The 26,573-nt window shown below is 63.7% G+C and carries 24 protein-coding genes and 1 pseudogene; 15 read left to right on the top strand and 10 right to left on the bottom strand.

What is annotated here, in order from left to right; translation table 11 throughout:
• Positions 1-72 precede the first annotated feature (72 nt).
• On the top strand, positions 73-1,533 hold the full coding sequence (locus HV711_RS03475; protein WP_035480056.1) for an efflux transporter outer membrane subunit: 1,461 nt from the start codon (positions 73-75) through the stop codon (positions 1,531-1,533).
• Positions 1,534-1,595: 62 nt separating this feature from the next.
• Entirely contained in the window at positions 1,596-2,966 is a 1,371-nt protein-coding gene (locus HV711_RS03470) for an MFS transporter (protein ID WP_035480053.1), read from the top strand.
• 69 nt (positions 2,967-3,035) lie between these two features.
• Here the strand turns inward: HV711_RS03470 and HV711_RS03465 are convergent, their stop codons facing one another.
• Positions 3,036-3,830 (bottom strand): SDR family NAD(P)-dependent oxidoreductase, encoded by a 795-nt coding sequence (locus HV711_RS03465; RefSeq protein WP_035480051.1) that lies wholly within the window; start codon positions 3,828-3,830, stop codon positions 3,036-3,038.
• Positions 3,831-3,940: 110 nt separating this feature from the next.
• Here HV711_RS03465 and HV711_RS03460 point away from each other — a divergent pair, with 110 nt between their 5' ends.
• Positions 3,941-4,888 carry a GlxA family transcriptional regulator gene (locus HV711_RS03460; RefSeq protein WP_035480063.1) on the top strand — a complete coding sequence of 316 codons (948 nt, stop codon included), beginning with the start codon at positions 3,941-3,943 and terminating at the stop codon, positions 4,886-4,888.
• Between the two features lie 47 nt (positions 4,889-4,935).
• Here the strand turns inward: HV711_RS03460 and HV711_RS03455 are convergent, their stop codons facing one another.
• On the bottom strand, positions 4,936-5,595 hold the full coding sequence (locus tag HV711_RS03455; protein WP_035480048.1) for a Vgb family protein: 660 nt from the start codon (positions 5,593-5,595) through the stop codon (positions 4,936-4,938).
• Between the two features lie 9 nt (positions 5,596-5,604).
• Positions 5,605-6,831, bottom strand: a complete 1,227-nt coding sequence (locus HV711_RS03450; protein WP_035480046.1) for a hypothetical protein — start codon at positions 6,829-6,831, stop codon at positions 5,605-5,607.
• Between the two features lie 123 nt (positions 6,832-6,954).
• On the opposite strand from HV711_RS03450, the gene HV711_RS03445 reads away from it, so the two are divergent.
• The 7 genes from HV711_RS03445 (at position 6,955) to HV711_RS03415 (ending at position 14,107) form a co-directional block, all read left to right on the top strand.
• The gene (locus HV711_RS03445; protein ID WP_013591129.1) at positions 6,955-7,722 is read left to right on the top strand and encodes a DUF899 domain-containing protein; all 768 of its coding nucleotides are present in this window, start codon (positions 6,955-6,957) and stop codon (positions 7,720-7,722) included.
• Between the two features lie 7 nt (positions 7,723-7,729).
• A complete protein-coding gene (locus tag HV711_RS03440) occupies positions 7,730-8,548 on the top strand; it encodes a DUF2182 domain-containing protein (protein WP_035480043.1) in 819 nt (272 codons plus the stop codon).
• A 40-nt stretch (positions 8,549-8,588) separates the two neighbouring features.
• Positions 8,589-9,098: a DUF1697 domain-containing protein gene (locus HV711_RS03435; RefSeq protein ID WP_035480040.1), complete on the top strand. Its 510-nt coding sequence runs from the start codon at positions 8,589-8,591 to the stop codon at positions 9,096-9,098.
• A gap of 168 nt (positions 9,099-9,266) precedes the next feature.
• On the top strand, positions 9,267-11,201 hold the full coding sequence (locus tag HV711_RS03430; protein WP_028361203.1) for a putative bifunctional diguanylate cyclase/phosphodiesterase: 1,935 nt from the start codon (positions 9,267-9,269) through the stop codon (positions 11,199-11,201).
• Between the two features lie 102 nt (positions 11,202-11,303).
• Positions 11,304-11,723, top strand: coding sequence for a hypothetical protein (locus tag HV711_RS03425; RefSeq protein WP_035480038.1), 420 nt, complete (start codon positions 11,304-11,306; stop codon positions 11,721-11,723).
• A gap of 115 nt (positions 11,724-11,838) precedes the next feature.
• Positions 11,839-13,527, top strand: coding sequence for a purple acid phosphatase family protein (locus HV711_RS03420; RefSeq protein ID WP_035480036.1), 1,689 nt, complete (start codon positions 11,839-11,841; stop codon positions 13,525-13,527).
• A 136-nt stretch (positions 13,528-13,663) separates the two neighbouring features.
• Positions 13,664-14,107: a hypothetical protein gene (locus HV711_RS03415; protein ID WP_013591123.1), complete on the top strand. Its 444-nt coding sequence runs from the start codon at positions 13,664-13,666 to the stop codon at positions 14,105-14,107.
• Positions 14,108-14,174: 67 nt separating this feature from the next.
• On the opposite strand, the gene HV711_RS03410 is transcribed toward HV711_RS03415, so the two are convergent.
• The 3 genes from HV711_RS03410 to HV711_RS03400 all read right to left on the bottom strand — a co-directional run bounded on the left by HV711_RS03410 (position 14,175) and on the right by HV711_RS03400 (position 17,113).
• Complete coding sequence (locus tag HV711_RS03410) at positions 14,175-14,933, bottom strand: enoyl-CoA hydratase (protein ID WP_035480034.1); 759 nt, start codon at positions 14,931-14,933, stop codon at positions 14,175-14,177.
• Positions 14,930-16,096, bottom strand: a complete 1,167-nt coding sequence (locus HV711_RS03405) for a CaiB/BaiF CoA transferase family protein (protein ID WP_035480031.1) — start codon at positions 16,094-16,096, stop codon at positions 14,930-14,932. Before HV711_RS03405 ends, HV711_RS03410 begins: the two co-directional genes overlap by 4 nt.
• Before the next feature lie 129 nt (positions 16,097-16,225).
• Positions 16,226-17,113, bottom strand: coding sequence for a LysR family transcriptional regulator (locus HV711_RS03400; protein ID WP_035480028.1), 888 nt, complete (start codon positions 17,111-17,113; stop codon positions 16,226-16,228).
• Positions 17,114-17,409: 296 nt separating this feature from the next.
• On the opposite strand from HV711_RS03400, the gene HV711_RS03395 reads away from it, so the two are divergent.
• The 4 genes and pseudogenes from HV711_RS03395 (at position 17,410) to galU (ending at position 21,598) form a co-directional block, all read left to right on the top strand.
• Positions 17,410-18,723, top strand: a complete 1,314-nt coding sequence (locus HV711_RS03395; RefSeq protein WP_035480026.1) for an MFS transporter — start codon at positions 17,410-17,412, stop codon at positions 18,721-18,723.
• A 540-nt stretch (positions 18,724-19,263) separates the two neighbouring features.
• A pseudogene (locus tag HV711_RS03390) lies at positions 19,264-19,647 on the top strand (helix-turn-helix domain-containing protein); the annotation flags it as partial.
• Positions 19,640-20,554, top strand: coding sequence for a hypothetical protein (locus tag HV711_RS03385; protein WP_035480022.1), 915 nt, complete (start codon positions 19,640-19,642; stop codon positions 20,552-20,554). The pseudogene HV711_RS03390 and the gene HV711_RS03385, both read left to right, overlap by 8 nt.
• Before the next feature lie 132 nt (positions 20,555-20,686).
• Positions 20,687-21,598, top strand: a complete 912-nt coding sequence (gene galU, locus HV711_RS03380) for a UTP--glucose-1-phosphate uridylyltransferase GalU (RefSeq protein WP_035480021.1) — start codon at positions 20,687-20,689, stop codon at positions 21,596-21,598.
• A gap of 54 nt (positions 21,599-21,652) precedes the next feature.
• Here galU and HV711_RS03375 read toward each other — a convergent pair whose 3' ends face one another.
• A complete protein-coding gene (locus HV711_RS03375; RefSeq protein WP_035480019.1) occupies positions 21,653-22,423 on the bottom strand; it encodes a hypothetical protein in 771 nt (256 codons plus the stop codon).
• Between the two features lie 346 nt (positions 22,424-22,769).
• On the opposite strand from HV711_RS03375, the gene HV711_RS03370 reads away from it, so the two are divergent.
• On the top strand, positions 22,770-23,063 hold the full coding sequence (locus tag HV711_RS03370; RefSeq protein WP_013591115.1) for a DUF1330 domain-containing protein: 294 nt from the start codon (positions 22,770-22,772) through the stop codon (positions 23,061-23,063).
• A 101-nt stretch (positions 23,064-23,164) separates the two neighbouring features.
• On the opposite strand, the gene HV711_RS03365 is transcribed toward HV711_RS03370, so the two are convergent.
• The 3 genes from HV711_RS03365 to HV711_RS03355 form a co-directional block, all read right to left on the bottom strand.
• On the bottom strand, positions 23,165-24,016 hold the full coding sequence (locus HV711_RS03365; RefSeq protein ID WP_028361192.1) for a carbohydrate ABC transporter permease: 852 nt from the start codon (positions 24,014-24,016) through the stop codon (positions 23,165-23,167).
• The gene (locus tag HV711_RS03360) at positions 24,013-24,903 is read right to left on the bottom strand and encodes a carbohydrate ABC transporter permease (RefSeq protein WP_035480017.1); all 891 of its coding nucleotides are present in this window, start codon (positions 24,901-24,903) and stop codon (positions 24,013-24,015) included. Before HV711_RS03360 ends, HV711_RS03365 begins: the two co-directional genes overlap by 4 nt.
• Before the next feature lie 202 nt (positions 24,904-25,105).
• A complete protein-coding gene (locus tag HV711_RS03355) occupies positions 25,106-26,338 on the bottom strand; it encodes an ABC transporter substrate-binding protein (protein ID WP_035480015.1) in 1,233 nt (410 codons plus the stop codon).
• Between the last annotated feature and the right edge of the window lie 235 nt (positions 26,339-26,573).

The raw sequence follows: 26,573 nt of genomic DNA, 5'->3' as shown, positions 1-26,573 counted from the left end.
TATTATAGTCACTATGACGAGTCGTCACATGACGGGTCGTCTCGTCCCTCATCCTCTCGCCGGAAAAAGCTCATGCTGCTCACACGCACTTTTGCCATGCTCATTGTCGCCGGCCTGGCGGCAGGCTGCGCCGTCGGCCCCGACTACGTCCGGCCAGAGGTGGCCATGCCGGCGCGGTTCGAGGGCCAGGCCGCGGTCGATCAGCGGCAGGCCGCCGCGACTGCAGACCTTGCAACATGGTGGGCCGGCTTTGGCGATCCGCAACTGACCCGCTACGTCGCGCTTGCGCTCGAAACGAACCTCAATCTCGCGCAGGCGTCGGCGCGCGTCGCGCAGGCCCGTGCCGGACTGGGCGCGGCGAACGCGGCGCTGCTGCCTTCGGGCAATGTCAGCGGCCAGGCGGCGAGAGCCTACCAATCCATTGAAACACCGCTCGGGCGGCTCCAGAACGCCACGCCGGGCTTTGACCGCTACGGCAACGACTACGAAGCCAATCTCAACGCGAGCTGGGAACTGGACGTGTTCGGCGGATTGCGGCGCGGCCGGGAAGCGGCGCTTGCCGACTACGAGGCGTCGGAGGCGGGCGCAGCGGCCACGCGCCTCGCCGTGGCCGCACAGACCGCGGACATCTACATCAGCATTCGTGGCTTGCAGGCGCGTCTGAATGTCGCCCGCCGGCAGGTGCAGACGCAACAGGACCTGCTCTCGACCATCAAGCTTCTGTATGGCAAAGGGTTGGCGGCCGAGCTTCAGGTGAGTCAGGCGGAGGGCGCGCTCGCCCAGGTCAAGGCGTCGGTGCCGGTGCTCGAAACCGGTCTCGACGCGGCTATGAACGCTCTCGACGTGATGCTGGGCGCGCAGCCCGGCACGCATCGCGCCGAACTGCTGGAGGGCGGCGACATTCCCGCCGCGCCGCGCATCGGGGCGACCGGCTCGCCGGGCGAGCTTCTCAGACGCAGGCCTGACCTGATCGTGGCGGAGCGGCGCCTCGCGGCATCTAATGCGCGGATTGGCGTCGCGATTGCCGAGTACTACCCCAAGCTGTCGTTGAGCGGACTGATCGGCAGTGCGACTTCCGTGGCGAGCGGCAATCTGTTTTCGAGCGGCGCGAATCAGGCTGCCGGCGTGCTGGGTCTGCGCTGGCGTCTGTTCGACTTCGGCCGCATCAATGCGCAGATCGACGAGGCGAAGGGCCAGAAGGCCGAGATGCTGGCAGCCTATCGGCTCACGGCGCTCCACGCGACGGAGGACGTCGAGAACGCTTTTTCGGCACTGGTCAAGCGCGAGGAGCAGGCCGCTCTTCTGGCTGACGGCGTCGACTCGCTCAGCCGCGCGCGCGCGGCGTCGTTCGCGGCGTATCAGCACGGCGTCGTCAGTCTGATCGAGGTGCTGCAGGCCGACGACAGCCTGTTGCGCGCCTCGGATGCACGAGTGCAGGCGCAAGCGGAGTCAGCGCAAGCGGCTGTCGCCGCCTTCAAGGCGCTGGGCGGCGGCTGGCAGCCGGCGGGGGCGGAGGCGGTGGCCGTGAGGTGACGGAACCTGGCTCCCATCCGCGTGTCAATACAGCATGTCGCGCATTCGTTCGGGGATGCCAAATGACTGCCATACAACCGGGGGCGGCGCCCCTCTCCGAAGAGGACGCACGGCGCCAGCTGCGCCGCGCCGTTCTAGCCAGCACGATCGGTACGACGATCGAATGGTATGACTTCTTTCTCTACAGCACGGTAACCGGTCTCGTCTTTGCCAAGCTGTACTTTCCAAAATCGGACCCGCTCGTCGGCACGCTGGAAGCGTTTCTGATCTACGCGGTGGGCTTCATTGCGAGGCCGGTGGGCGCGGCCATATTCGGGCATTACGGCGACCGTATCGGCCGCAAAGCGACGCTCATCGTCACGCTGCTGCTCATGGGGCTCGCCACGTTCGCCGTGGCGTTTGTTCCGACCTATGCGTCGATCGGAGTCTGGGGCGCCGTAATTCTCACGGTGCTGCGCTTTATTCAGGGCGTGGGTGTGGGCGGCGAGTGGGGCGGCTCAGTGCTGATGTCGATGGAATGGGCCCGCACCAACGCGCACCGCGGCTTCGTCGCGTCGTGGCCGCAGTTCGGCGTGCCTGCGGGGCTCTTCGTCGCGAATCTCGCGGTGCTCGCCATGAGCGCCATTTCCGGCGACGCGTTCGTCACATGGGGCTGGCGCGTGCCGTTCTTTTTGAGCATCGTGCTGGTCGGAATCGGCCTCTATATTCGGCTGAACATTCTCGAAACGCCCATTTTCGCGAAGCTTCTCGCGGAGCGCAAAATCGAAAAGACGCCGATGCTCGAAGTCATTCGCCGCCAGCCGAAAGATATTCTGCTGTCGGCCTTTGCGCGCATGGCCGAACAGGCGCCGTTCTACATCTTCACGGCGTTTGTTTTCACGTATGGTGTGCGGACGCTGGGCGCCTCGCGCGATCTGCTGCTGACGGCGGTGCTCGCGGCATCGGTGCTGGAATTCTTCACCATTCCGCTCTTCGGCCATGTGTCCGATCTGATTGGGCGCCGCCGCATGTATATGATCGGCGCGGCCGCCGCCGGCCTGTTCGGCTTCGTGTATTTCGCCATGGTCGATACGCGCAACCCGACGTGGATCTTCGTGGCCATCGTGCTTTCGCTCGTGCCCCACGCGATGATGTACGGACCGCAAGCGGCGCTGATCGCGGAGTCGTTCACGGGGCGGCTGCGTTATAGCGGCGCATCGCTCGGTTATCAGCTGGCGTCGGTGATCGCGGGCGGCCCGGCGCCGCTCATTGCAACCGCGTTGTTCGCCTACTATCGCTCGGGCTATGCCATCGCCTTCTATGTGTTCGTGTGCGGGCTGCTGAGCCTGTTCGCCGCTTCCCGTCTCGGGGACTACACGAACAAGGACATCTCAGCGGAGTACGACGAGCCGCAGTCGATTAGCGGTAGCGGGCACGGCCATCGGCATGCCTGAATGAACCGGGCAGCGAGCCGGGCCGCGTGCAACGCAATCTGACGCGGCCCGGCTGTTCGTTGCTGCGGCTCAGGCCTTATAGCGCGCGGCCGGCGTATTGGTGGACAGCAGCGGGGCCATCGCGCGGCGCGCAGCCTCGTAGTCTTCCCACTTCTCCACCGCGTGCAGCGACGGAATGGTGACCAGCTCGCGGCGATCGAAGCCGACCAACGCGGCGTCGACCATGTCGTCGGCGGACATCACAATGGACTTGTCGAGGTTATCGAGCGGCAGGCCACCCGTCTGCCAGAATTCGGTCGCCGTCGCGCCCGGCAGAACGGCCTGCACCTGAACGCCCTTGTCGCCCAGTTCATGATGCAGCGACTGGCTGAAGGCCAGCACGAACGCCTTGCTGCCGCCGTACACGCCGTTCAGCACCTCGGGCGCGATGGCCACGATCGACGCAATGTTGATCAACGCACCCTTGCCGCGCGCAACGAAACCCGGCACCGCCGCATAGGTGAGCCGAGTCAGCGCGCTGACGTTGAGGTCGATCATGCGCTGCATCGCGTCAACGTTGCTCCCGAGGAGCGGCGTATGCGTGCCGACGCCCGCGTTATTGACGAGCAACGTAATGCTCGCGTCTTCCTTCAGTTTTGCTTCGACGGCGGCAAGGCCCGCCTTGTCGTTCAGGTCCGCGTCCAGAATCTCGACGCTACGGCGCGTGCCGGTCGTGATACGGCTCGACAGCGCGGCGAGGCGCTCGCGGTTGCGGGCCACCAGAATCAGGTCGTAGCCGCGTTTCGCAAGACGGTCGGCATAAATGGCGCCGATGCCCGACGACGCGCCCGTGATCAGTGCAGTGCCTTTGTATGTTTCAGCCATGGTGTCGCTCCTTCGCATTGGGTTGTGACGGTGTGAGCGAATTCTGGTCTGTTTTGACGGCGGCGCAAATGACATATATCGTCATGTTTTCGGACATGGGAGGCTTCCGCATGCACCGCATCGGATATTTGCTGAGCGACGGTTTCCAGGTGATGGCGATCGCGACTCAGGCCGCCTTCGAATATGCAAACCTGGTGGTGGGCGAGCCGTTCTACCACGTGGAGAATTTTTCGACGGCGGGCGGCGAGGTGCGTTCGTCGCTGGGCATGAGCATCAGTACGCGGCCGGTCCGGTCACGCCGCCAGGTCGACACATGGATCGTCGCGGGCGTCAACGATCCAGTGGGTATGCCGCCGCCTGAGGACGTGCTCGCGTTTCTGCGCAGGACGGGACCGCGCGCGCGGCGCATCGGCGGTATTTGCACGGGCGGCTTCGTGGTCGCGGAGGCGGGTCTGCTCGCGCAGCGCCGCGCCACCACACATTGGGCCTACGCGCGCGACATGCAGAAGCGCTTTCCGGACGTTCGGGTGGAAGACGACCGCATTTATATCGTCGACGGTCCGGTGTGGACGTCAGCTGGCATGACTGCTGGTCTCGACATGGCGCTTGCGATGGTCGAAAAAGATCTCGGCGCCGAGGTGGCGCGCTCGGTCGCGCACAAGCTCGTCATGCACCAACGGCGCTCGGGCGGCCAGTCGCAGCACTCGGAAATGCTCAACCTCGCGCCGAAGTCGGACCGCATCCAGCGCGCGCTGAATTACGCGCGCGAGAACCTGAGCCGCCCGCTCACCGTCGACGAACTGGCGGAGCAAGTGAACCTCAGCCCGCGTCAGTTCAGCCGCGTCTTTACGCTGGAAACGGGACAGTCGCCGGCGCGTGCCGTGGAAAGCCTGCGACTCGAAGCGGCGCGCCTGATGATCGAGCAGAGCCGGCATCCGCTCGACGTGATTGCGAAAGAGACCGGCTTTCGCGACCGGCGCCATTTGCGCGAGGCGTTCATACGCGGTTTTGGACTGCCGCCGCAAGCCGTGCGGCGCGAGGCGCGCAACGCCGCGTGACCCGCGCACGCGCACAGGCGCGATTTGCGGCCCGATGCGAATGCTGCTTATCTGACTTCGGCTTCGCCCGTCTCACGTTGAGGACGTCGCACCGCGCGCACTTTGCCGCTATTGCCGCCGCCGCAGAAGAACTGTTCGCCGCCGTCCGATTCGAGACCCGACACGCCGACGCCCGCGGGCATCTTCAGGCTTTCCAGCACCTCGCCGGTACGCGGATCGATATGCCGCAGCTCGCTCGCATCGTCTTCCCACGTGCCGTGCCAAAGCTCGCCCTCGACCCATGTGACGCCGGTCACGAAGCGATTTGACTGAAGGGTGGAGAGCACCGCGCCCGTCTGCGGATCGATCTGGTGGATCCTGCGCTCCCGATACTCGCCGATCCAGAGCGACCCCTCGGCCCACGCGAGTCCCGAAGCGCCCTCGCCGCCGGGCGCGGGAATGGTTGCCAGGATGCGGCCGCTGGCCGGATCGATCTTGTGGATGCGGCCCCCGGCGATCTGGAACAGATGCTGGCCGTCGAAAGCCGTGCCTGCGTCGGCGGCGATCTCGATGGCGCGCAGCGTTTCGCCGCTCGCGGGATCTAACGCGTTCAGCGTCTTGCCGGCCGCGATCCAGACCTGCCGGCCGTCGTAAGTGACGCCGCCCACTTGCTCGACGCCGGGAAACGGGCCGTATTCACGGATGATAGTGGCGTTTGATTGGTTCATGCTGTCATCCTAATTGAGCGTAACCGGCGTGGGGAGTAACAAGGTTGTCGCGAATCCGGAGGCGGGCGGCGCGGTCCAGCGGCGCGCGCGTCCGTGGCCGAAAGACTGGGCCTTGCCCGCGGCCGCGAGCGAATCGAGCGCGCGTTGCACGGTGCGCTGGCTTGCGCCGAGCGCCAGCGCGAGGGCCGAACTCGACCATGACTCACCGTCGGCGAGAAGCGCGAGCATCGCCGCGTGCGCTTCGTCGACGGGGCGCGCGAGCAGCACAACCCGGTTGCCGCGATGCGGCGCCAACGCGAAGCCGCGCCGCGTCGCGCCGACATCGGCGAATGCGCGCAGCATCGTGCGCAGCCGGCCCATTTCGACGCGCAAGCGCGCGCGATGCGAGTCATCGGCATGCTTTGTCCTGAAAGCGCCTGCGATCAGCGTGTCGCGCGGCACATCGGCGGGCCATGTCTCTGCAAGCTGATAGGCGAGATTGAACAGCACCGGACGCCGTGTCAGCGAGACAACCGTTCCGCCCGTTTGCACGACGTGCCGGCATGCATCGACAACCAGCGCGTCCGAGGCGAGCAAGGCCTCCACCTCGTCGAGCAGCAGGAGCTGCGCTTCGCCGCCCGCGATCAGCCGCGCGGCCGGCAGTCTCAAGGTGTGCGAAGCATTGTCTACTTCGGCAATCAGCGCGGGAATACCGGCTTCATGCGCGGCATGCCTCGCCCGGGCAAACGCGACGCGCGCCGCGGCAGTCTGCAAACGCCGCAGCGCGACGCCTGCTGCGACCAGCTCGTGCGCGGCCCTGAGGGCAGGCGGCAGCGGTTCGGGGTCGAGTGCGCCGAGCATGCGCTCGGCGTCGTCGATATGGCCGATCAGCACCAGCTGCCGGACCTCCAGATAGCCTGCATGCGCGGCGTTGGCGCGGTCGCCTGAGGCTTCGAGTGTCGCGCGTGCGTCGGCGAGCGCCTTGGCCGGCCACGCCAGATCGCGCGACGCGAGCGCGATTTCCGCTTCTGCGACGACGCACCGCGCGCGGGCGACCGCGTGTCTCGCGCCGAACGCGCGCGCCGCGCTTCGCACGAGCGCTTTCGCCCGGATCAGATCGCCGAGCTGCGCCATCGCGATGCCTCGCAGCGCGAGCGCCGGCGCGTCGTCGCGCAACGCGACGCGCTTCAGTGCGCCAAGCGGATCACCGGCTGCGAGCGCCTGCGCTGCAGCCTGAATCAGCGGATCCGTCTTCATCGAAATCGCGCCACACTTGTCACTCCCACCGTCAGGAATCCCGGTACTAATCTAGCACGACCGCTAACCAGTACGTCGTATCGAAACCGACCGAACGACGATGCCAACCCGACGGAGAAAGCCATGGCCACGACACACACCACCGGAACCCGCGAGCAATGGCTCGCGGCGCGCCTCGATCTGCTGAAGGCGGAAAAGGAGCTGACGCGGCGCAGCGACGAACTGGCGCGGCGCCGCCAGGAACTGCCCTGGGTTCGCGTCGACAAAAGCTACCGGTTCGAGACCGAGGAAGGCAGCGCCTCCCTCGCCGATCTGTTTGCGGGGCGCTCGCAGCTGCTTGTCTATCACTTCATGTTCGGGCCGGATTACAAGGCGGGTTGCCCGTCGTGCTCGTCGATTGCGGACGGCTTCGACGGATTCGCGGTTCATCTGGCGAATCACGACGTGCGGTTGATGGCGATATCGCGCGCGCCGCTCGCGAAACTTCAGGAATACAAGCGGCGTATGGGGTGGACGTTTCCGTGGGCGTCATCCGCGGGCAGCGACTTCAACTTCGACTTCAATATCTCGTTCACCGAGGCGCAGCAGCGCGAGGGCACGGTCGAATACAACTATCAGCGCGGGCACCATGCCATGGACGCCGTGCCGGCGCCGGAGCCCGTCGCGCAGTTCGCGGCGACCTGCGGAACGGACGCGTCCACCTACACGCGCGACCGGCCCGGGCTGAGCGCGTTCGTGCTCGAGGACGGCGCCGTGTACCACACGTATTCGACCTATGCGCGTGGACTGGACGGCCTGTGGGGCATGTACCAGTGGCTCGACCGTGCGCCGAAGGGGCGCAACGAGACGGGCATCTGGTGGCGTCGGCACGACGAATACGGACAGCGCTGAGGGCGTGATGGACTGCGTGAGCTCAGACGCATCCGGCAAGCCGGCAAGCAATGAGACCCGTGCGCGGGCCTGTTCGCGGGCGGCTTTCTACGGCGTGTGCGGCTTGCTGTTCGCCGTCAGCGCGGCAGCGACTATCGCGGCATGCATGCCCATGCCCGGCGGCTCCGCGCCCTCGATGATGTGGATGCCTACCTGCGGGCGGACGTGGCTGCGCGTCGCGGCATCGTTCGTGGGCATGTGGCTTGTCATGATGATCGCGATGATGATGCCTTCGTTGGCGCCGGCGTTATGGCGCTATGGCGAAGCGCTCCGCGGTGCAGGACACGCGCGAGTGGCATCGCTCACATGGCTTGCGGGCGCCGGTTATTTCGCCGTCTGGGGCGTGCTGGGTGCGACGGTGTTCGCACTCGGCGGGGCGTTCGCCGCGCTCCAGATGCGCATGCCGGCACTCTCGCATGCCGCCCCGGCGGTAGCCGGCATAATCGTGTTGCTTGCCGGTGCATTGCAATTGTCCGGGTGGAAGACGCATTATCTCGGCTGCTGCCAAAGGGCGCCGCAATGCGGGCAACCTGCATTGCCGTCGCGTGCTAGTGCTGCATTGCGCTACGGTTTGCGCCTCGGCATGCATTGCTGCTTGTGCTGTGCGAGCCTGACCGCGGTGCTCGTCGTGACCGGTGCGATGAATCTGCGTGCGATGGCGCTGGTGACGGCTGCCATGACGCTTGAACGCCTTGCGCCGCGCGGTCAGCTTGTTGCGCGAGGGGTGGGATGGTCGATCATCGGCATGGGTGCGCTGATGATTGTGCGAGCCGCCGCGCTTGTATAAAAAACTGATTCGCAAAACTGAATAAAACACCACGAGACCGATGACCCGATATATCGCTTTTCTGCGCGCCGTGAACGTCGGCGGCACCGGCAAGCTTCCCATGGCTGACTTGCGCGCCATGTGCGAGTCCCTCAGCTTTACTCGCGTCCGCACGTACATTGCGAGCGGCAACGTCGTGTTCGAAAGCAAGCTCGGCGAAGCCTCGGTGAAGAGCCGGCTCGAGCGTTGTCTCGAGGAATACGCGGGCAAGCCGGTGGGCGTCGCGGTTCGCACGGGAGCGGAACTCGCGCAGGTGCTGGCCGCCAATCCCTTCAAGTCGGCAGCGCCCAACCGGACCGTCGCGATTTTTCTCGACGCGCCCCCGCCTGCCGATGCACTCGCTCACGCGAGCGGCCAGCGCGACGAAGAAATGGCGCTCGGCACACGCGAAATCTACGTGCATTACAACGACGGCATGGCGGATACGAAACTGAAAATCCCGGCCGCCAGGACTGGAACGGCACGCAACATGAATACGGTTGCGAAACTTGTCGAGATGGCGAACGAGTAGCACGCAGCTTTCGCGTCGAAATCAGGGTTAACCTTAGGAAAGACTGACATCTGCGAGCGTCGCTTGCCGCCACCGCCTGGCGGAATTAACCTTTTGACCAACGTTTACGTAATAATCAGCGCGCACGCTGCCGGATTCGATCCACCCACCATTAAAAATGCGTAGGTCATGGCTTTTAGCGAACCAAGGTCTCCATTTTTCAGGTGGATCGTCTCTTCCGCTCAGAACCTGAGCGCCGAAAACCGGCAGATACTCCTCGCCAATCTTTTCACGCGCACCGCGTCTATTCTCTTCGCGTCCATCTGCGAAATCAGCGTCTGCGCGACCGCTTACTATTTGCACCCCAGCCTGCTGTACGCCACGTGGACGGGCGCCGTGGTCGCGCTGCTGTTCGTGCGTCTTGCGCTGATCTGGCTGTGCCGCCATCGCAGCGCGCAGAATCTGCCTACGCCCACCGCGGCTTTCCTGTTTGCGAGCATTCTGTGGAGCGCGTTATTCGGGTTCGGCGCGCTGCTCTGCAATATCAGCGCAGACGCGACGCTTTTTCTGCTCGGCAATGTGTGCGCGGTGGGCGTTGTCGGCGGCCTGGCGGGACGTAATGCGGCCACGCCGCGGCTCGTGATGCTGCAAATCGGCTTCATTCTCGGTTTGCTCGGCCTTGGCGCCGCGCTGTCGCCCGGTTCCGGGAAACTCGTGCTGCTGTTTCAGGCGCCGTTTTGCGCAGCGGGTTTTCTGACCGTGGCGCTGCGCAGCAATCGCGACACCGTGGCCCTGCTGCTCGCACGCGAAAGCAGTCAGCGGCTCGCGCATCACGACAGCCTGACGGGCCTGCCGAACCGGGCGCGCATCAACGAGCTGCTGCTCGAACGCACGGCGGCCGGCGCTGCGCAACGCGACGGGTTGTTCGCTGTTCTACTGATCGACCTGGACGGCTTCAAGGCGATCAACGATAGTCTCGGCCATGCCGCGGGCGACCAGATTCTGCAGGAAGCCGCGGTTCGGCTGCGTGAAGTGATGCCGGCCACCGACATTGTCGGACGCCTTGCAGGCGATGAATTCGTGGTCATTTCGGAAGCGCCCGAACCGTCGCGCGATGTGCGCTTGCTTGCCGACAGCATCGTCAAGACGCTGGCGCGGCCATTCTCTTTGAGCGAAGCGCTCGTGCATATCGGCGCCAGCGTGGGCGTGGCGCTGTACCCCGAGCATGCGTCGACCGGGCCCCAACTGCTGATCTGCGCCGACCGTGCGCTGTACGCTGTCAAGCGCAGCGGCAAGAGCGCCTACGCTATTTTCGATGCCGAGCAGCATGTCTCCGACGAAAGCCTGAGCCTGCTGCGTAGCGACCTGGAAGGCGCGTTGCGTACGTTCGGCGGACTGCGCATGGAGTACCAGCCGATTGTGGATCTCGCGAGCGGCGCGGTAACGGGCCGCGAAGCGCTGATTCGCTGGACGCATCCGACGCGCGGCGAACTCTCCCCGTCCGCGTTCATTCCCACTGCGGAACGCACCGGACTGATACTCGCGCTCGGCGAGTGGGCGCTGCTGCAGTCGTGCAAGGAAGCGGTCATGTGGCGTGACAAGGTGCCGGTTGCCGTCAACGTGTCGCCGGTGCAACTGCGCGAGGAGACGTTTGCTTCCATCGTGGCGGGCGTGCTGCGCAAGACGCGCCTGCCGCCCGAGCGCCTGAACATCGAAGTGACGGAGACCGTGCTGCTGAACGACGACATCGTGACGCGGCGCAATATTTCGCGGCTGCGTGCGTTGGGCATCGGCCTTGCGCTCGACGATTTCGGCACCGGCTTTTCGACAATGTCCACGCTCGTGCGCTTCACGTTCGACAAGCTGAAAATCGACAGCTCGTTCGTCAAGGAGTCCGTGCACCGGCGCGAGTCCGCCGCGGTGGTGCGAGGGATCGTTGCATTGGCGCGCGAGATCGGCATGCCGACCACGGCCGAGGGTATCGAAACCGAGGAGCAACTGGACTTCGTGCGGCGCTCCGGTTGCACGCATGCCCAAGGCTTCCTGCTTGGCCGACCCGTGCACGGCAGCGAAATTGCACGTATCGACGAAAGGCTGTCTGCGCAGTCCTTGAACCAGGCGTAAGCGGCCGGCCGCTTTGTCTTGATGCCCGCCCTTGCTGATGCCGCTTTCACGTGAAAGGGCGGTTGTGCGCGGGCGCCGTTTTCATCGAACAGCGAGGCACACGTGGACGCGACACTGAAATTTCAACTCCGGCTCACCGTGTCGGAGGAACTCGCAAACGCGCTGCGCGCCGATTCTTCGGGCGACGCGCACCTGAGGCTTGCGCAAGTCTTGCATCGGCATGATGCGACGGTGAAATGCCAGTACGACGCTTTTGCGGACTACGTGAGCGAAGCCGGGCGATTCGGCATCCACAGGTACCCGCTTTATGAGTGGACGCGCGACACGATCGCAAATCCAGACAAGAAAGCCAAGTACCTGCGATCGTTCACGGTGTACGTGAAGGGCGAACAGATCTACGAGAAGCAGGTGGCCGATGCCATGGAGAACGAACTATTGAAGCTCGTCGGCGAACACGGCATTGAAAGCGTTTCGAAGTTCGACACGAATCCCGCCCACAGCCCGCAGCCGCCAACGCGTTAGTGGCGGCCGTCCGCGAGAGCGTATTGGCGATGCGCCTTTTCATTCAACTGTCACCGTTTCGCGACTAGGATCACGGGTCAAAAGCCGCCTGTCCTTCCTACCCACAAACACAGACATGTCGAATACAAAAAACGCTAAGGCCTCGCCAGCCGATCAGGGCGCTTCCATCGTTTCGCGTCGCGGGTTTCTGAAGTTTGCCGGCGCATCCGGTCTTGCTTCGGCCGCCAATGCGCTGTCGACGGCGCGCGCCGCGAGCAGCACGCCGGACGGCACGCCAGAACAGGTTCACCTGACGTGGGGCAACGATCCGTCGAGTGAAGTGACGGTGTCGTGGGCGTCGCTCGCGGCCGCCGTGAAGCCGCACTTGCGCATTGGCCGCACGGGCGACGCGAAGCACGTCGTGCATGGTGTGCAAACCACCTACACGGACGGCTTGAACGGCGAGGTCGTGTTCAACTATCACGCGCGTCTGCGCGATCTCAAGCCAGACACCCGCTACGAATACGAAGTCACGGCCGAGAATGACAGCAACGCGGCGCAGCCCTTTAGCGGCAGCTTCCGCACAGCGCCGCGCGGCCGCGCGCCGTTTCGCTTCACGAGTTATGGCGACCTCGCCACACCGAACACCGGCTGGGTGTTGTCGTCGCCGCAAAGCCGCTTCGCGGTGCAGGCAGTCGAGCGCTTTCAGCCGCTGTTCCATCTGCTCAACGGCGACCTGTGCTATGCGAATCTGAACCCGACGCACCAGCCCGACGTGTGGCGCGATTTCGGCAACAACTGTCAGACGTCCGCGGCGAATCGTCCATGGATGCCGTGCCCCGGCAACCACGAAATCGAATTCCATAACGGTGAGCAAGGCTTTGCGTCGTATCTCGCGCGCTATACGCTGCCGGAAAATCACACGCGTTTTCCGGGCCGCTGGTATAGCTTCCGCGTGAGCTCGGTGCTGTTTATTTCGCTCGATGCCGACGACGTCGTCTATCAGGACGCCGCCGCCTTCGTGGCCGGACCGAATCCGCTCGTGCCGGCCGCGAGCACCGGCAATCCGTCGATCCAGCCGGGGACCTCCTTCTATGTGCGCGGCTACAGCGGCGGCGAGCAGACCCGCTGGCTCGAAAAGACCTTGCGCCACGCGGCCGAAGACGACGACATCGACTGGATCGTCGTGCAGATGCATCAGGACGCGCTGAGCTCGTCGAAGACGGGGAACGGTTCAGACAAGGGCATTCGCGAGGCGTGGCTGCCGCTCTTCGACCGCTACGGCGTGGACCTCGTGCTGTGCGGCCACGATCACGACTACGAGCGCAGCTACCCCGTGCGCGGCTGCAATCATCACAAGGGCACCGACATCGCAACCGGCCACCCGGTCGATACCTTGCAGCCGAAGCCGGTCATGTCGGCAATCTCGGCGGGCGCGTCGACCTTCGACACGAGCCAGGGCACGATCCACCTGATTCTCGGCGGCGGCGGCACGAGTGCGCCGCTCGACGTCTATGGTGTCGACGCCGGCACCGGCCTGCCGCAAGCGCGTATCTTCACGCGGCCCAACCGTCCGGTGCCGGGCACGACGGCGGGCACCTTCGTCCGGGCAAGCGCCGATGCCGTCGAAGACGCGATCTGGTCCGCGCAACGCGACACCGGCACGGGCTACGGCATCGCCGTGTTCGATCATGATCCGGGCCAGGCCGGCGGCGAAACCACCATCACGATGAACTACTACCATGCGCCCGGTGCCGATCAGACGCCGACTGCCAACTACGAACTGTTCGAAACCATCCAGCTGAAGAAGAAGCGCAAACGCTGAGCCGCGGACAGTAAAGGTAAAAATGACGGCGCCATCATTTGTTACACGTCTTACCGGTAAGGCGTGCCGTAGTTACAGGATGCTTTCATGCCACCGGTTATACTCGGCGCCGTCTCATAAAAAACACAGACCTTTTATGTCCAGAAAAATCCTCCAGATTGTGGCTGTTGCAGCGCTCGCGAGCGCGGCGTCGTTGTCGGCGGTGGCCGGCGACATGAACAACGCGCTGGGCGGCGCGCTCGGTGGCGTCGCGGGTGCGGCACTGGGTGGCGCGGTCGGCGGCAGCACGGGTGCCGTGATCGGTGGTGCCGTGGGCGGCGGCGCGGGCGGCGCGGTGACGTCGAATCGCCGCGAGCGCACGGGCGCGATTATCGGCGGCGCGCTGGGCGGCGGCGCGGGCACGGCGGCAGGCAACGCAATGGGCGGCCGCGGTGGCGGCCTCGTGGGCGCAGCGTTGGGCGGCGGCGCAGGCGCGGCGCTCGGCGGCAATATCTCGCGCTCGAACTCCTATGCCGACGACTACTCGCGCGGCTATCGGTCGGGCGGCAAGAAGCATCATAAGCACCGGCACTACGATTGAGTGATGCGTGACGAGAAGGCGCCGCAATTGCGGCGTTTTTTTGCGTTTTAGCAGTGGTGCTCTACCGTCACCTCTTCGAAGAACTAAACGCCACCACCGCCTCCTTGAAACGGCTGCTGCCGTATACCGCTTCGATCAGATCCTCGTCGTCGAGCCGCTGTTCGATCACGATGCGGCGCAAGCTTTCCTTCACCGCCTGCTGCGTGACCGGCGATAGCGCTATCAACCGTTGCGCGAGCGCATGTGCCGCGTCCTCCAGCGCCTCGCGCGCGCAGATCTCGTGCACATATCCGCATGCGAGCGCTTCGTCCGCGCCCAGGTAGTCCGCGAGCATGAGCATCTTCTTGACGCGCGGCGTGCCGAACGCCGCCTGAAGCCGCGCGAGATTGCGCGAAGACAGCGTGTTCGACAGCGTCTTTGCAATCGGCGCGCCGAAACGCGACGCGCCGGTGCACACGCGAAAATCGCAGGCAGTGGCGAGCGCAAGACCGCCGCCCACGGCCCAGCCGTCGATCACGGCGATGGTCGGTACCGCAATTCGCTCGACGGTGTCGATCACGCGCTCGACAAACGCTTCATACGCGAGCCCATCGCGTCCGTCGCGGAAGTCCCTGAAATAGCCGATGTCCGTGCCGGAAATGAAAGACTTGCCGCCGGCCCCGCGCAGCAGCACGCAGCGCACCCCGCTGTTTGCTTCGCACTGCGCAATGTGCGCGAGCAGCGACTCGTACATGGCGAGCGTCATTGCGTTGTGCCGCTCGGGTCTGTCGATCAGGATTTCTGCCACGCCCGAGGCATGAACGGTAAGGCGAACCGGTTCGCTCATGACGCACCTCCGTTGATCTCCGCGAAAATTTCGTCGTTGTGCTCGCCAAGCAGCGGAGGGTGGCGCCGCACGGTCGGCGGCGTGCCGAGCAGTTTGACCGGGAAGCCGATGTTCTTCACGGTGCCCTCGTTCGGATGCTCGATCTCCATGCACATGTTGCGATGCCGTGCGTGCTCGCTCCCAAATGCTTCGGGATACGAAAGAATAGGTCCAGAAGGAATGCCGGCAGCGAGCAGCACCTCGACCCACTCCGCGCTGTCGCGTTTGCCGAATTCCTGCTCCAGCACCTCGATCATCGCCTCGCGATTTTTCAGGCGCAGCGCGACACTCGCGTAATCGGCGTGATCGATCAGATCGCGGCGATCGAGCACTTCGCACAACCTCGTCCATAGCTTCTGATTGGTTGCACCCATGACAAAGTACCCGTCGCGGGCCTTGACGGCCTGATAGGGCGCGCTCATCTTGTTGCTCGTGCCGAGCGGCGTGGGCGGCACGCCTGTGCCCCAATAGTCGGACATGTCCCAGATCGAGAACGCCATGATCGAGTCGAACAACGACGCGTCGATATGCTGGCCTTCTCCGCTTCGCTGCGCACCGATATAGGCCGACAGCACGCCGTACACGGCAAAGAGCGCGCAACCGATATCCGCGACGGGCACGCCGGCTTTCACCGGTTTGCCGCCCTTATAGCCGGTCACGCTCATCACGCCGGACATGGCCTGGGCCATCAGGTCGAAGCCCGGCCGCGACGCCCATGGCCCGCTTTGTCCGAAGCCGGAAATGCTCGCATAAACGATCTTCGGATTGATCGCCTTGATGGACTCGTAGTCGATCCGCAAACGCTGCACGACACCGGGCCGATAGTTCTCGACGATGACGTCCGCTGTTTTGGCGAGCTTGTAGAACATTTCGCGCCCTTCGTCGCTTTTCAGGTCCAGCGTGACGGAGCGCTTGTTGCGGTTGAGGTTCAGAAAGCCCATGCTGTCGGGGCCCTTCATCTTGAAGCCCATCGAGCTGCGCGTCTGGTCGCCCTCGGGCGGCTCGACCTTGATGACGTCCGCGCCCAGGTCCGCGAGCATCATGCAGGCGAACGGACCTGCCATGACCTGGCTCACGTCGAGCACGCGTATGCCTTGCAGCGGTAATTGCGGTAATTGCGCCATGGGGGCCTTCTCCTCGATCGGGTGACTCGTGTCGTGGCTCCACTGTCGCCGAGTGCGAGGGCGCGCCGCAAGAATCGCCGCGTCATGGCTGGTTTCGCGGTTCGCGAAACCGCGGTGTGTGGAAACGCGCTAGCCGCCTGCCAGCAGCTCAGCGACGACATTGCGCAGCGTCTCTTCCTGCGCGTGTCCTTCGACGCAGGACAACACGTAACTGCGCCGTGACCAGTCTCCGTCGAGGTCAGTCGACGCAAGCGCTCCCTCAGGGTGGAAGCTCTGCAAGACATCAGGCGGCATGAGACCGACGCCGAGGCCGTGACGCACCATCGCCAGCATGGTGTCGAAGCCGGTCACCGTGAAATTGTTCGGAAAGAGCCGGCCGCGGCTGCGATACGCGCGCTCCACGGCCGACAGCACCGCCGAGCCCCTGCCGAGGCTCACAATGGGAACATCGAGAATATCGTCGATGCCGACGGGCCCCTTGCCGAATTCGAAATGCGTTCGGCTATACACCAGCACGAGGCGATCTTCGCGGTAAGCGGATTTGTCGAGATCGAGAAAGCCGCTTTTCTTCTCGTAGATGCCGACGTCGATCACTCTGTCGCGCAGCAGCTGCTGGACGATCTTGCTGTTTTCTTCGACGATCTTGAGCGCGATGCGTGGATACTTGCGCTGGATCGCGGCGATCTCGCGGGCCAGAAACTGGATCACGACAGCCTTCGGCGCGCCGATGATGATGCGTCCTTCGAGGCCGTGAATGAGCGCCTGCGCGTCGCCTTCCATGCGGTCTATCAGGTTGTCGATCTGCCGAACGTATTCCACCAGCCTGGCGCCCGACTCGGTCAGTTCCGCGCCGTGCGGCACGCGCCGGAAAAGCTTCGCGCCGAGTTGCTCCTCGAGGTCCGACACGCGCCGCGACGCAGCCGCGACGGCCAGGCTGAGCTTGTCGGCGGCTCGCGAGATGCTGCCTTCTTCCGCAATCGCAAGAATAAGCCGGACGGTGGTCGTGTCGAATTTCACTTCGTCTCCGTGGGTATGGAATCAGGCATCAAACAAGTATCAACGACGAACCGGCGCCTGCATTGCCCGATAGTGTAGTGCGCCGCGCGCGGCGGCTCGACCTGGCGATGCATGGGCGCACGCGCCGCCACGATAACGAAAACGCTATCGCCCCATGCAGTTTCGACATTGGAGGTCTCGCGTTCCGGTCCGTACACTTGTCGTTCAGTACATGCATACAAGTGCGGCGTTCTGCTGCACCGTGCATGTCCGCAACGACGAATGGTCGTGCATGGCCATCTGGACGGAGACACGATTTGGACAAGCCCACTGGTTCGCTCACGGCCGCCGCAGTGCAGCCCACACGCCTAAACTTCCGCTGGCACGTGCTCATCTGGCTGCTGATCGGCGGGATCATCAACTACATGGACCGTGCGAGTCTTTCCATTGCCGCGCCGGGCATGATTCAGGACCTCGGTCTCACTCGCACGCAGATCGGTTTGCTGGGCAGTGTGTTTGCGTGGACCTATGCGGTGATGCAATTGCCGGCCGGCTGGGTGATCGACCGCTTCGGCGCAAAGCGCGCCTACGCGCTCGCGATGATCTGGTGGAGCGTGGCGACGTGGCTCACCGGCGTGGTGGGTTCCATTTCCGGTCTGCTCGTGATGCGTGCCTTGCTTGCTGTCGGCGAGGCGCCGTGCTGGCCGACCTCCGCGAAAATCACCGCTGCATGGTTTCCGGCAAAAGAGCGTGGCTTCGCAACCGGCGTATGGGATTCGTCGTCCAAGTGGGGACCCGCCATTGCGCCCGTGGTGCTTGTCGCGCTGATGGTCGCGTTTGGCTGGCGCTCGCTCTTTCACGTGACGGGCGCATTTGGCATTGCATTCGCGCTGCTGTTCCTGATGTTGTATCGCAATCCGGTGGACAGCAAGCGTCTTTCGAGCGACGAGCGCGAGTACATTGAAGCGGGCGGCGGCGGTCATGAACGATCGCTCGTCCATTCATCGCTGCGCTGGCGTTCGCTATTCGCGCGACGCAGCGTGTGGGGCATGATTCTCGGCTACTTCTGCACAATCTGGCTGTGGAATATTTTCCTCGTGTTCCTGCCGCTCTATCTGCTCGACCGCTTTCATATTTCATTCGCGCAGCTTGGCGTCTATGCGGGTATCCCTTGGGCCGGCGGCGCGCTCGGCGAGATTGCGGTCGGCTATCTTGCGAAGAAAATGGTCGATCGCCAGTTCGCTTCGCCGATTGCCGCGAAGCGTCTCCTGATTGCATGTTGCGCGGTGGGTGCCGCCGTGTGCGCAATCGCGCTGCCGTTCACGCAATCGTTCAATGTGACGCTCGCGCTGTTCACGGTAGGCCTCGCTTTCGTCGCGGCCGTGGTGGGCTCCGCGTGGGCGCTTGCGGCGGACATCGCGCCTTCGTCGATGATCGCCTCGGTCAGCGCGATCCAGAACTTCGGCGGCTATTTTGGCGGCGCGTTTTCGCCGGTCGTTGCCGGGTTCATCGTGGATCGTACCGGGTCATACGCGCTTGCCTTTATTTCAGGCGGCGCGATTGCCGGATGCGCCGCGCTGTTTTACTGGTTCATGGCGCGCAAGCCGATTGTCGAGGACGCCGCTGCGTAAGCGGCATGACAAAAAAAAGCCTGCCGCCCGAGGGAACGGCAGGCCGAAAGTCGAGGGACGGGGTAGTCCTGAAATAGCGATCCCTCGAAGACCGAAGCGGAGTGTAGTCGCGCGGGAGCACCGGTTGCCGACGCGCGGCTGTTTTACCCAAGCTCTTGGCCGAACGCGACAATCGCGCCGCATAAAAGCTTCGCAATACAGATGAATGTGCGCCGGCTACCCGTCAGGCAATCGGCGCCTTTGCAGCCGACGTCTTCATCACGTCTTCCACGCGAGCGCCGACCGGCGCGCATAGCGTAGCGTTCCGTCAGTTCAATCTCCTCGCACCCGTCCTGAGCGCGCTTGGTCGCATCCGCCAATAGCTGGATGCAATCGGACACCTTCAAATTGAGCGTGAAATGAAGCGCCTATGATGCACCGCAGAAAAAGCGGATTTCGCCATGTTGCGGGGGCAGCCATATGAATTGTGCGTGCGATCTACTCTGGACCGGAACAGCGGCGCCGATGCGCGCGAGCATCGAAACGCCGGAGTCGCAACCGAGCGAGCCGATTCGCGCAGCGGCGGAGCAGTTGCGCGTAGGCGTGGAAGGGCGCGTCTCGATCGCTGCGGTCGCGCGTGCGGCGGCGATGAGCGAGCGCAACTTTCTGCGGCGCTTCAGAAAGGAAATCGGTGTAACGCCGACCGAATTCGTTCTGCGTTTGCGGCTGGAAAAAGCCTGCCACATGCTGATTCAAACGGAGTTGCCCGCCGACAAGATCGCGCGGCGCACCGGTCTAAGCAGCGGCGACCGGCTCGCGAAGCTCTTCAGGCAGCATCTCGCGATATCGCCCACCGGCTATCGGAACGCGGAGCGTCAGCGTCTCGCTGCCATCGCGTTGTCGACACCGCAAGAGCTAGCGGAACGCGAGGGCCACGATGACTGATCTGCATCGTCTGCTGAAGGACGCCCAACTCGCGTCGCTCCTCGACCGCCTCGGCATGCGGCGCGGCGAATCGCGCGACGGTGCGATGCCGCTGTGCCTCGTCGCGTCCATCTTCAACGTGCGGCAGATCGAGGCGGCGTACGAGCGTGCACTCGGCGCCACCGTGCGGCGCGCGGTGCTGGAACGCGCGCGTCAGCTCGTTGCCGCGGAAGGCGGCATGGTCGCGCGCAGCGGCGATCACATTCTGTTTGCGTTCGACGCCGGTTCGCCGGCCGAGTCGCTGAGCGGCGCATTGCCGATGCGCGAGGCGAGTTTGCCGGACCGCATCGTCGAGGCGCTCGGCGGCGCTCCCGTGTATGGAGAGAGCGGAACCGTTTATCCGGCTATTTCCGTGCGCATCGCAGGCTATGGCGATGGACCGTTCGACATCGACGCGATCGGAGCGGCTTCGCTTGCGCCGGGCCGACTGCCGGGCTGGCGCGAGCAGTACCACGGCGACATGGCCACCGCCATCGCGCTGTTTCGCGCGATGGACGAGGGACGGCTCGCACTCGAACTCACGCCGCTACGTGAAGGGCTGGATGCCCAGGTCACGACCTATTGTGCGCTTGCATTGACCGAGCGGACGGGCGGCAAGACGAGGCCGCTGGGCATTGCGCTGGAGGCCGTCGAACGGCTTGGCCTGACGCGCCGTCTTGACAGATGGGTCGTCAGCAGCCTGCGCGAGCGGCTCGTGCTGGATCCGTCGCTCAAGGTGAAGCTGAACACGTCGATTGACGGCATGCCGCCCGAAGCGTGGCGGCTGCGCGTCATGAACGCGTTGCTGCTGTCGCCCGACACGGCTGCGCGCGTGAGCATCGACGCGGCTGATGCGGCGGCATCGCCGACTCAGCGCGGCGCCGCCTGATAGCTTGCGGCGCGGCCGCAACGGCGAGCGCCGGATTCGATTCGAGCGCATTTCGCATCTGCTGGCGCGAGGCAAATCTTCTGCAAGCGGCGCGAATTCGCAGACATTCAATGGTCTATTGCGGGGTGCAATATGTTGAAAGTGACGAAGGCCGTCTTTCCGGTGGCGGGGTTGGGCACTCGGTTTCTGCCTGCAACGAAGGCAAGTCCGAAAGAGATGCTGCCGGTTGTCGACAAGCCGCTGATTCAATATGCAGTGGAAGAAGCGATTGCCGCGGGCATCACCGAAATGATCTTCGTGACCGGCCGAAGCAAACGGGCGATTGAAGACCACTTCGACAAGTCGTACGAGATCGAGGCGGAACTCGAAGCACGCGGCAAGCAGAAGCTGCTGGAGCTCGTGCGCGGCATTAAACCGGCCAACGTCGACTGCTTTTATGTGCGTCAGGCCGATGCACTCGGCCTCGGCCACGCGGTGCTATGCGCGGAGAAGCTGGTGGGCAATCAGCCGTTCGCCGTGATTCTCGCCGACGACCTGTTGCACGGCGAGCCGCCCGTGCTGACGCAAATGGTCGACGTGTTCAACCATTACCATAGCTCGGTCATCGGCGTGGAAAGCATTTCGCGCGAGCACAGCAGTTCATATGGCGTGGTAGGTGGACGCGAGTGGGACGACGGCTTGCTGAAGGTGTCGACGATCGTCGAGAAGCCTGCACCGAAAGATGCGCCGTCCAATCTCGGCGTGGTGGGGCGCTATATCCTCACGCCGGCGATTTTCCGGCATATCCGCAACCTGTCGCCGGGAGCGGGCGGCGAATATCAGCTCACCGATGCATTGCAATCGCTGCTCGCGGACGAGCAGGTGCTCGCGCACCGTTACGCGGGCACACGCTTCGATTGCGGCAGCAAGCTCGGCTACCTGAAGGCGACCGTGGAGTTCGCGTTACGGCATCCAGAAGTCGCAGAGGCATTCGATGCGTATCTGCGCGAGCAACTCGCCTCGAGAATGCAGTTCCCTGACGCCGTGGATATGGCCGCTGCGTGACCCAGTCCGTGGCAAGCGCGGCGCTTGCGTCGGCCGCTGCGTCGGCCGTTGCGTCTATTGCGTGCCCGGCTGCTTTTGCGTGCCGGACGCGGGCGCCACGCGCGCGGACTCCTTGACGAGTTGATCGGTCATCGCGGCTGCGACGGGATTCGAGCTGCGGCGATTCAGGTCGACGGGATCGGTCGGCGGCGGCGGGGGCAACGAAGGATCGAGTTTCGCCGACTCGCGCACCAGCAACTCCGTCATCAATGCGCCAACCTCGTTGGAACCGTGGCGGCGCAGATCCTCGTGGCCGCGCGAGTCGTCGGCGTGCTGCGTGGTTTTCGACCTCGCGTAGGAGCGTTGGGGCTGTGCCTGCTGCTGCGCTTGCACTTGCACCTGTTGCTGCTGCTGCATGGGCTGCTGCGCCGCCGCTTGCGGAACTTGCGAAAGCGGCGCCTGCGTTTGCATATCCACGGCGGGCATATTCGCGAGGTTCGTGGCAGGGGCAGCAGGAGCCGCTGGCATGGCCGGCATTGCAGGCTGGAGCGCTGCTATCTGAGCCGAAGACGGCGACGGCCGCACATCCACGCGGCTCACCTTCGTGCCGTTTTGAGCGCTGCCGTTGTTCGCGTTCGCAGCCGTCTCGGGCGACCCGGGACGAACGATGCTGCCCGCGATCACATGCGTTTCGGCGGGGCGGGAATCGACGACGTCAGGCGCGGTGAGCGCCGCCTCGGGCGCAGCCGCCGACTTCTTTTCCTCGCGCGGATAGAGTAAATAGGCGCAGATCACCAGGTCCGCCAGCACGAGGCCGACGATCAGCGTCTTTCCGGTATTGGTCATATCTGAAACTGAAGCTTCTTCGAAAGGCACACGTCCATGATAAACGACGACTCGTTGCCTTACCGTGAACGCGACTCGCTGCGTTTTAAACACGAACGGTCGATCATCGACACATCGCGTGGATCGTACGGAGAGTTTCTATACAACTCGGCGGTTTGTCACCCGCCGCGGTTCAACGTTTTGGGCCATCTTTTCCAGCCGCGTGGCGCGATTTGACGAATCGAACCTGCGTATGGGCCGGTTCGGGCGATGGACCCTCGCTCCGATAGGGCCGCGAGGGGCAGAACTAGGCGCTGCGCAATCTCTGTTACGCTCCTGCATCATCATCAACCACGAGGAGCGTCACATGAGCAAGGGGTATTGGGTAACCACGTATCGCAAGATCAACGACCCGTCGAAGCTGGCGGCCTACGGTCAGTTGGCGGCTCCGGCGGTGGCGGCCGCGGGCGGCAAGTTCATCGTGCGTGGCGTGGCGGACGAGGTTCGCGAGCACGGCATCAAGGAGCGGACGGTGGTGATCGAATTTCCGTCGTATGAAGAGGCAGTCGCCGCCTACGATAGCGACGACTACAAGAAAGCGCTTGCGGCGCTGGGCGACGCCGTCGAGCGCGATTTGCGGATTGTCCGCGGCGCGGAATAAGGCTTCGGGAGTTCAGCGCGGCGCGCGTCGAGCTCGCTGACCATGCATGACCGCGCTGAGGCAGTCAGACATCAGCGCGGCCCGCTAAACTCAACTCAACGCTACTTCACGGCCCCGAGCGCGAGGCCTTTCACCAGATACCGCTGCAACCACGCGAACACGACCGACACCGGCAGCGTGGCGCACAGCGTGGCGGCCATCACCAGATGCCACTCCACCACGTATTTGCCGGCGACCATATCGGTCACCTGGACGGTCAGCGTCTTGTTTTCCGGCGAGCGTATCAGCGTGTACACCACGGCAAATTCATTCCACGCGTTGATGAACGTGAAGATCGCCGTGACGACAATTGCGGGTACGGCAAGCGGCAGGAACACCTTGAAAACGGCTCTCGCTCGTCCGCATCCTTCGAGCCACGCTGACTCCTCGAGATCGCGCGGCACTGTTTGAAAATACGAGGACAGCATCCACACGGCGAACGCGATATTGAAGGCCGCATACGAGACGATCACGCCGATTTTCGAATCGACGAGATTACCGTCGCCATAAGGAATCATTGCAGCAAGCCGGAACAGGCCGACCACGAGCAGAATAGGCGAGAGCATCTGCGTGACGAGCAGAAACTGGCGGTACGGTCCGCGTCCGCGAAACGGGAAGCGCGCCAATGCATAAGCGGCGGGCAAGCTCACCGCGAGTGCAAGCAACGTCGACAGTAAGCTGATGACGGTGCTGTTGCGCAGCGCCACGCCGAAGTTCGCGGCCTGCCACATATCGACAAAGTTGTTCCACTGCCAATGCACCGGCAGCCAGCGCGCCGGATACACAAAAATCTCCGAAGCGGGTTTCAATGCAGTGAAGAGCATGACCGCAAACGGGAACAGCACGACCACCACCAGCGGCGACAACGCGAGCCAGCACCACAGCGAGCGTTGGGCTTTCGTGCTGAGCGTCATGACGGCTCTCCTTCTTTTGCCGGCTGCAGGCGCAGATATGCCATCGAGAAAACGAACAGCATGACGAGCATGATGAGCGACACGGCGGCGGCTTCGCCGGGTCGTCCGAGCCTGAAGCCGAGTTCGTAGAGATAAGTCACGAGAATATGCGTGCTGTTGTCCGGACCGCCTTGCGTCATCACCCAGATAATCGGGAAGGAGTTGAACACATAGATCACGTTCAACAATATGGCCATATTGATGAAGGGCCGCAGCAACGGCAGCGTCAGCTGGCGAACCTGCTGCCACGCACTCGCACCGTCAATGCGCGCCGCTTCGTAAATGTCGCCCGGCACCGAAGAGAGCCCGCCGAGCAGAATGGTGACGGTAAACGGAATCGACACGAGGATGCCCACGGCGATTTCGACCGGGAACGCGAGCTCGGGAGTGGCGAGCCAGTGAATCGGGCCGCCAATGAGGCCGAGGCGTTGCAGCGTGACGTTGACCATGCCGTAGTCGTCGTTGAAAGCCCAGCGCCACACCACCGCCGTCATGGTCAGCGAAACGGACCACGGCAGCATGACGATGGTTCGCGCAATGCCGCGTCCGTAAAAGTCCTGATTCAGTACCAGCGCGACCGGCACCGAGATGACGACGGTGCCGCCCACCACGAAGACCGTCCACACAATCGTGCGGCGCGCAGCCGCGAGAAAGGTGGGGTCGCCGAAGATCGAGTAGAAGTTCTGCAAGCCGGTGAAATCGCGAATCGCGCCGAAGCGCGATACCTCATGCAGCGATTGCCACACGATATTGAAAATCGGATAGCTGATGATAAACAGCGCCAGCACCAGGCTCGGTGCAATCAGTAACCACGGCGCTTGCAGACGTGAAGAGGCGGAACGGCGCATACGTGCTCGATCGTGAGACGCGCCCGCATGAAGCTTGCGAGCTCGCCGGAATGGGCCGGATTGTCGGGGGCGGCCAGCGTAAAGGTCGGGAAGGGCCCAAAAGGGCCGGAAAGCGCGCCGCGCTTTTTGCAAAGGCGGCAATCGCAACGAGGCGACGCGCTTCCTGTACAGCGGATCACCGCAAGTTCGCCGTGTCGGCCGCTTAGTGGCCCAGCGACTTGTTGGCTTGTGCGGCTGCCGCGTTCAGTGCATCGGCCGGCTTTGCCTTGCCCAGATAGATGGACTGCATGGCGTCGGTGACGGCTTTCGCGGTATCTTCCCAACCCGTCACAGTCGGTGCAAAGCGCGCGGTGGGCAGTAGTGCGACAAACGCTTTGGTGTCCGGATCATTGAACGCCGGGTCCGAAGATTCCGCCTTGGTGGTCGGCAGGAAGCCTTCCGTTGTCGTGAATTCGACGCGCGGTTCCTTCGTGAACAGATAGTCGAGGAACTTCCACGCAGACTTCTTCACCTTCGAATTCTTGAACATCACGATCGAATCGGTGACCGCGTAGGTGGCGTGTGTGGTGCCCATCGGAATCGGATCGATGCCGTACTTGAGGTTGGGCGCTTCCTTCTTGATCTGCTTGGCGAGGAACGGCGCGGAAATCATCATCGCCACGCGGCCTTGCTTGAAGAGGTTCTGCACGTCCTCGCGGCTATAGCCGGTCACGCCCGGCTGCGTGAGGCCCTGATCGATCAGCGATTTGTACAGCGTGGCCGCTTTCACGCCCGCCGCCGAGTTGAAGGCCGCCTTGTTGTCCTTGCCGACCACCTCGCCGCCGTTGGTCCACAGTGCATAGTAAAAGTAGACGTCCGTTTCGATTTCCTTGCCCTGCAGACCGAAGCCGGCAATGCCCTGCGCCTTCAGCTTCTTCGACGCTTCGATGACGTCGTTCCACGTTTTCGGGCCGTCCGGATAGCCGGCCTTGGCGAGCAGCTCCTTGTTGTAGTACAGCGCCCGCGCGGACGCGGCAATCGGCAAGCCATAGACCTTCCCGTTGATCTCGCCCGGCGCGAGGAAGGGACCGATGAAGCGTCCCTTGAAGTTCGCGTCCATATAGCCGTCGAGCGGTTCGGCCACGTCGTCCTTCACGAAGTCGAGCAGCCAGCGTGTGCCCACAATCGCGAGGTCGGCATTGGCGTTGCCGGAAATGTCCGTTTGCAGCTTCTGTTGCAACGTATCCCAGTTCACATCTTCGATCTTGATGGTGGTGCCGGGATTGGCTTTCTCGAAGTTGCGAGCCATCTTTTCGAAGTACGGCGCGGTGGCGTCGCTGTAATGCGCGACGGTCACGCGGACCGTGTCGGCCTGAGCCGCCACGGCGATACCTGCAAACGCGAGCGCCACGGCGACTTTGCCGAGCGCGAGGGAAGCACGGGCATGCAACGACATTTCTCTCTCCTCAATGGGTCCGCTGCCGTCGCCGGCCGCCGGGGTTGCGTTGTTGGTTAAATTGTTTGAAAAAATCCTACACGGCTAAAAACGCCTTGTCACGTAGGGTCTGCGATATTTTTTATCGCCCGGGTTTGTGCATAAGATGCCTGTAAAACAGGCGTATTTTCGGCCTGGCTAAGCAGCCGATTGCCCAATATTCGGGATGCCGAACATGATGCGCCGCACGGTGCTG

Origin of the sequence: Paraburkholderia phenoliruptrix (assembly GCF_902859825.1) — a bacterium.
In the GTDB taxonomy this organism is placed as follows: Bacteria; Pseudomonadota; Gammaproteobacteria; order Burkholderiales; family Burkholderiaceae; genus Paraburkholderia; species Paraburkholderia phenoliruptrix.
This window is presented reverse-complemented; position numbering and strand designations above follow the sequence as displayed.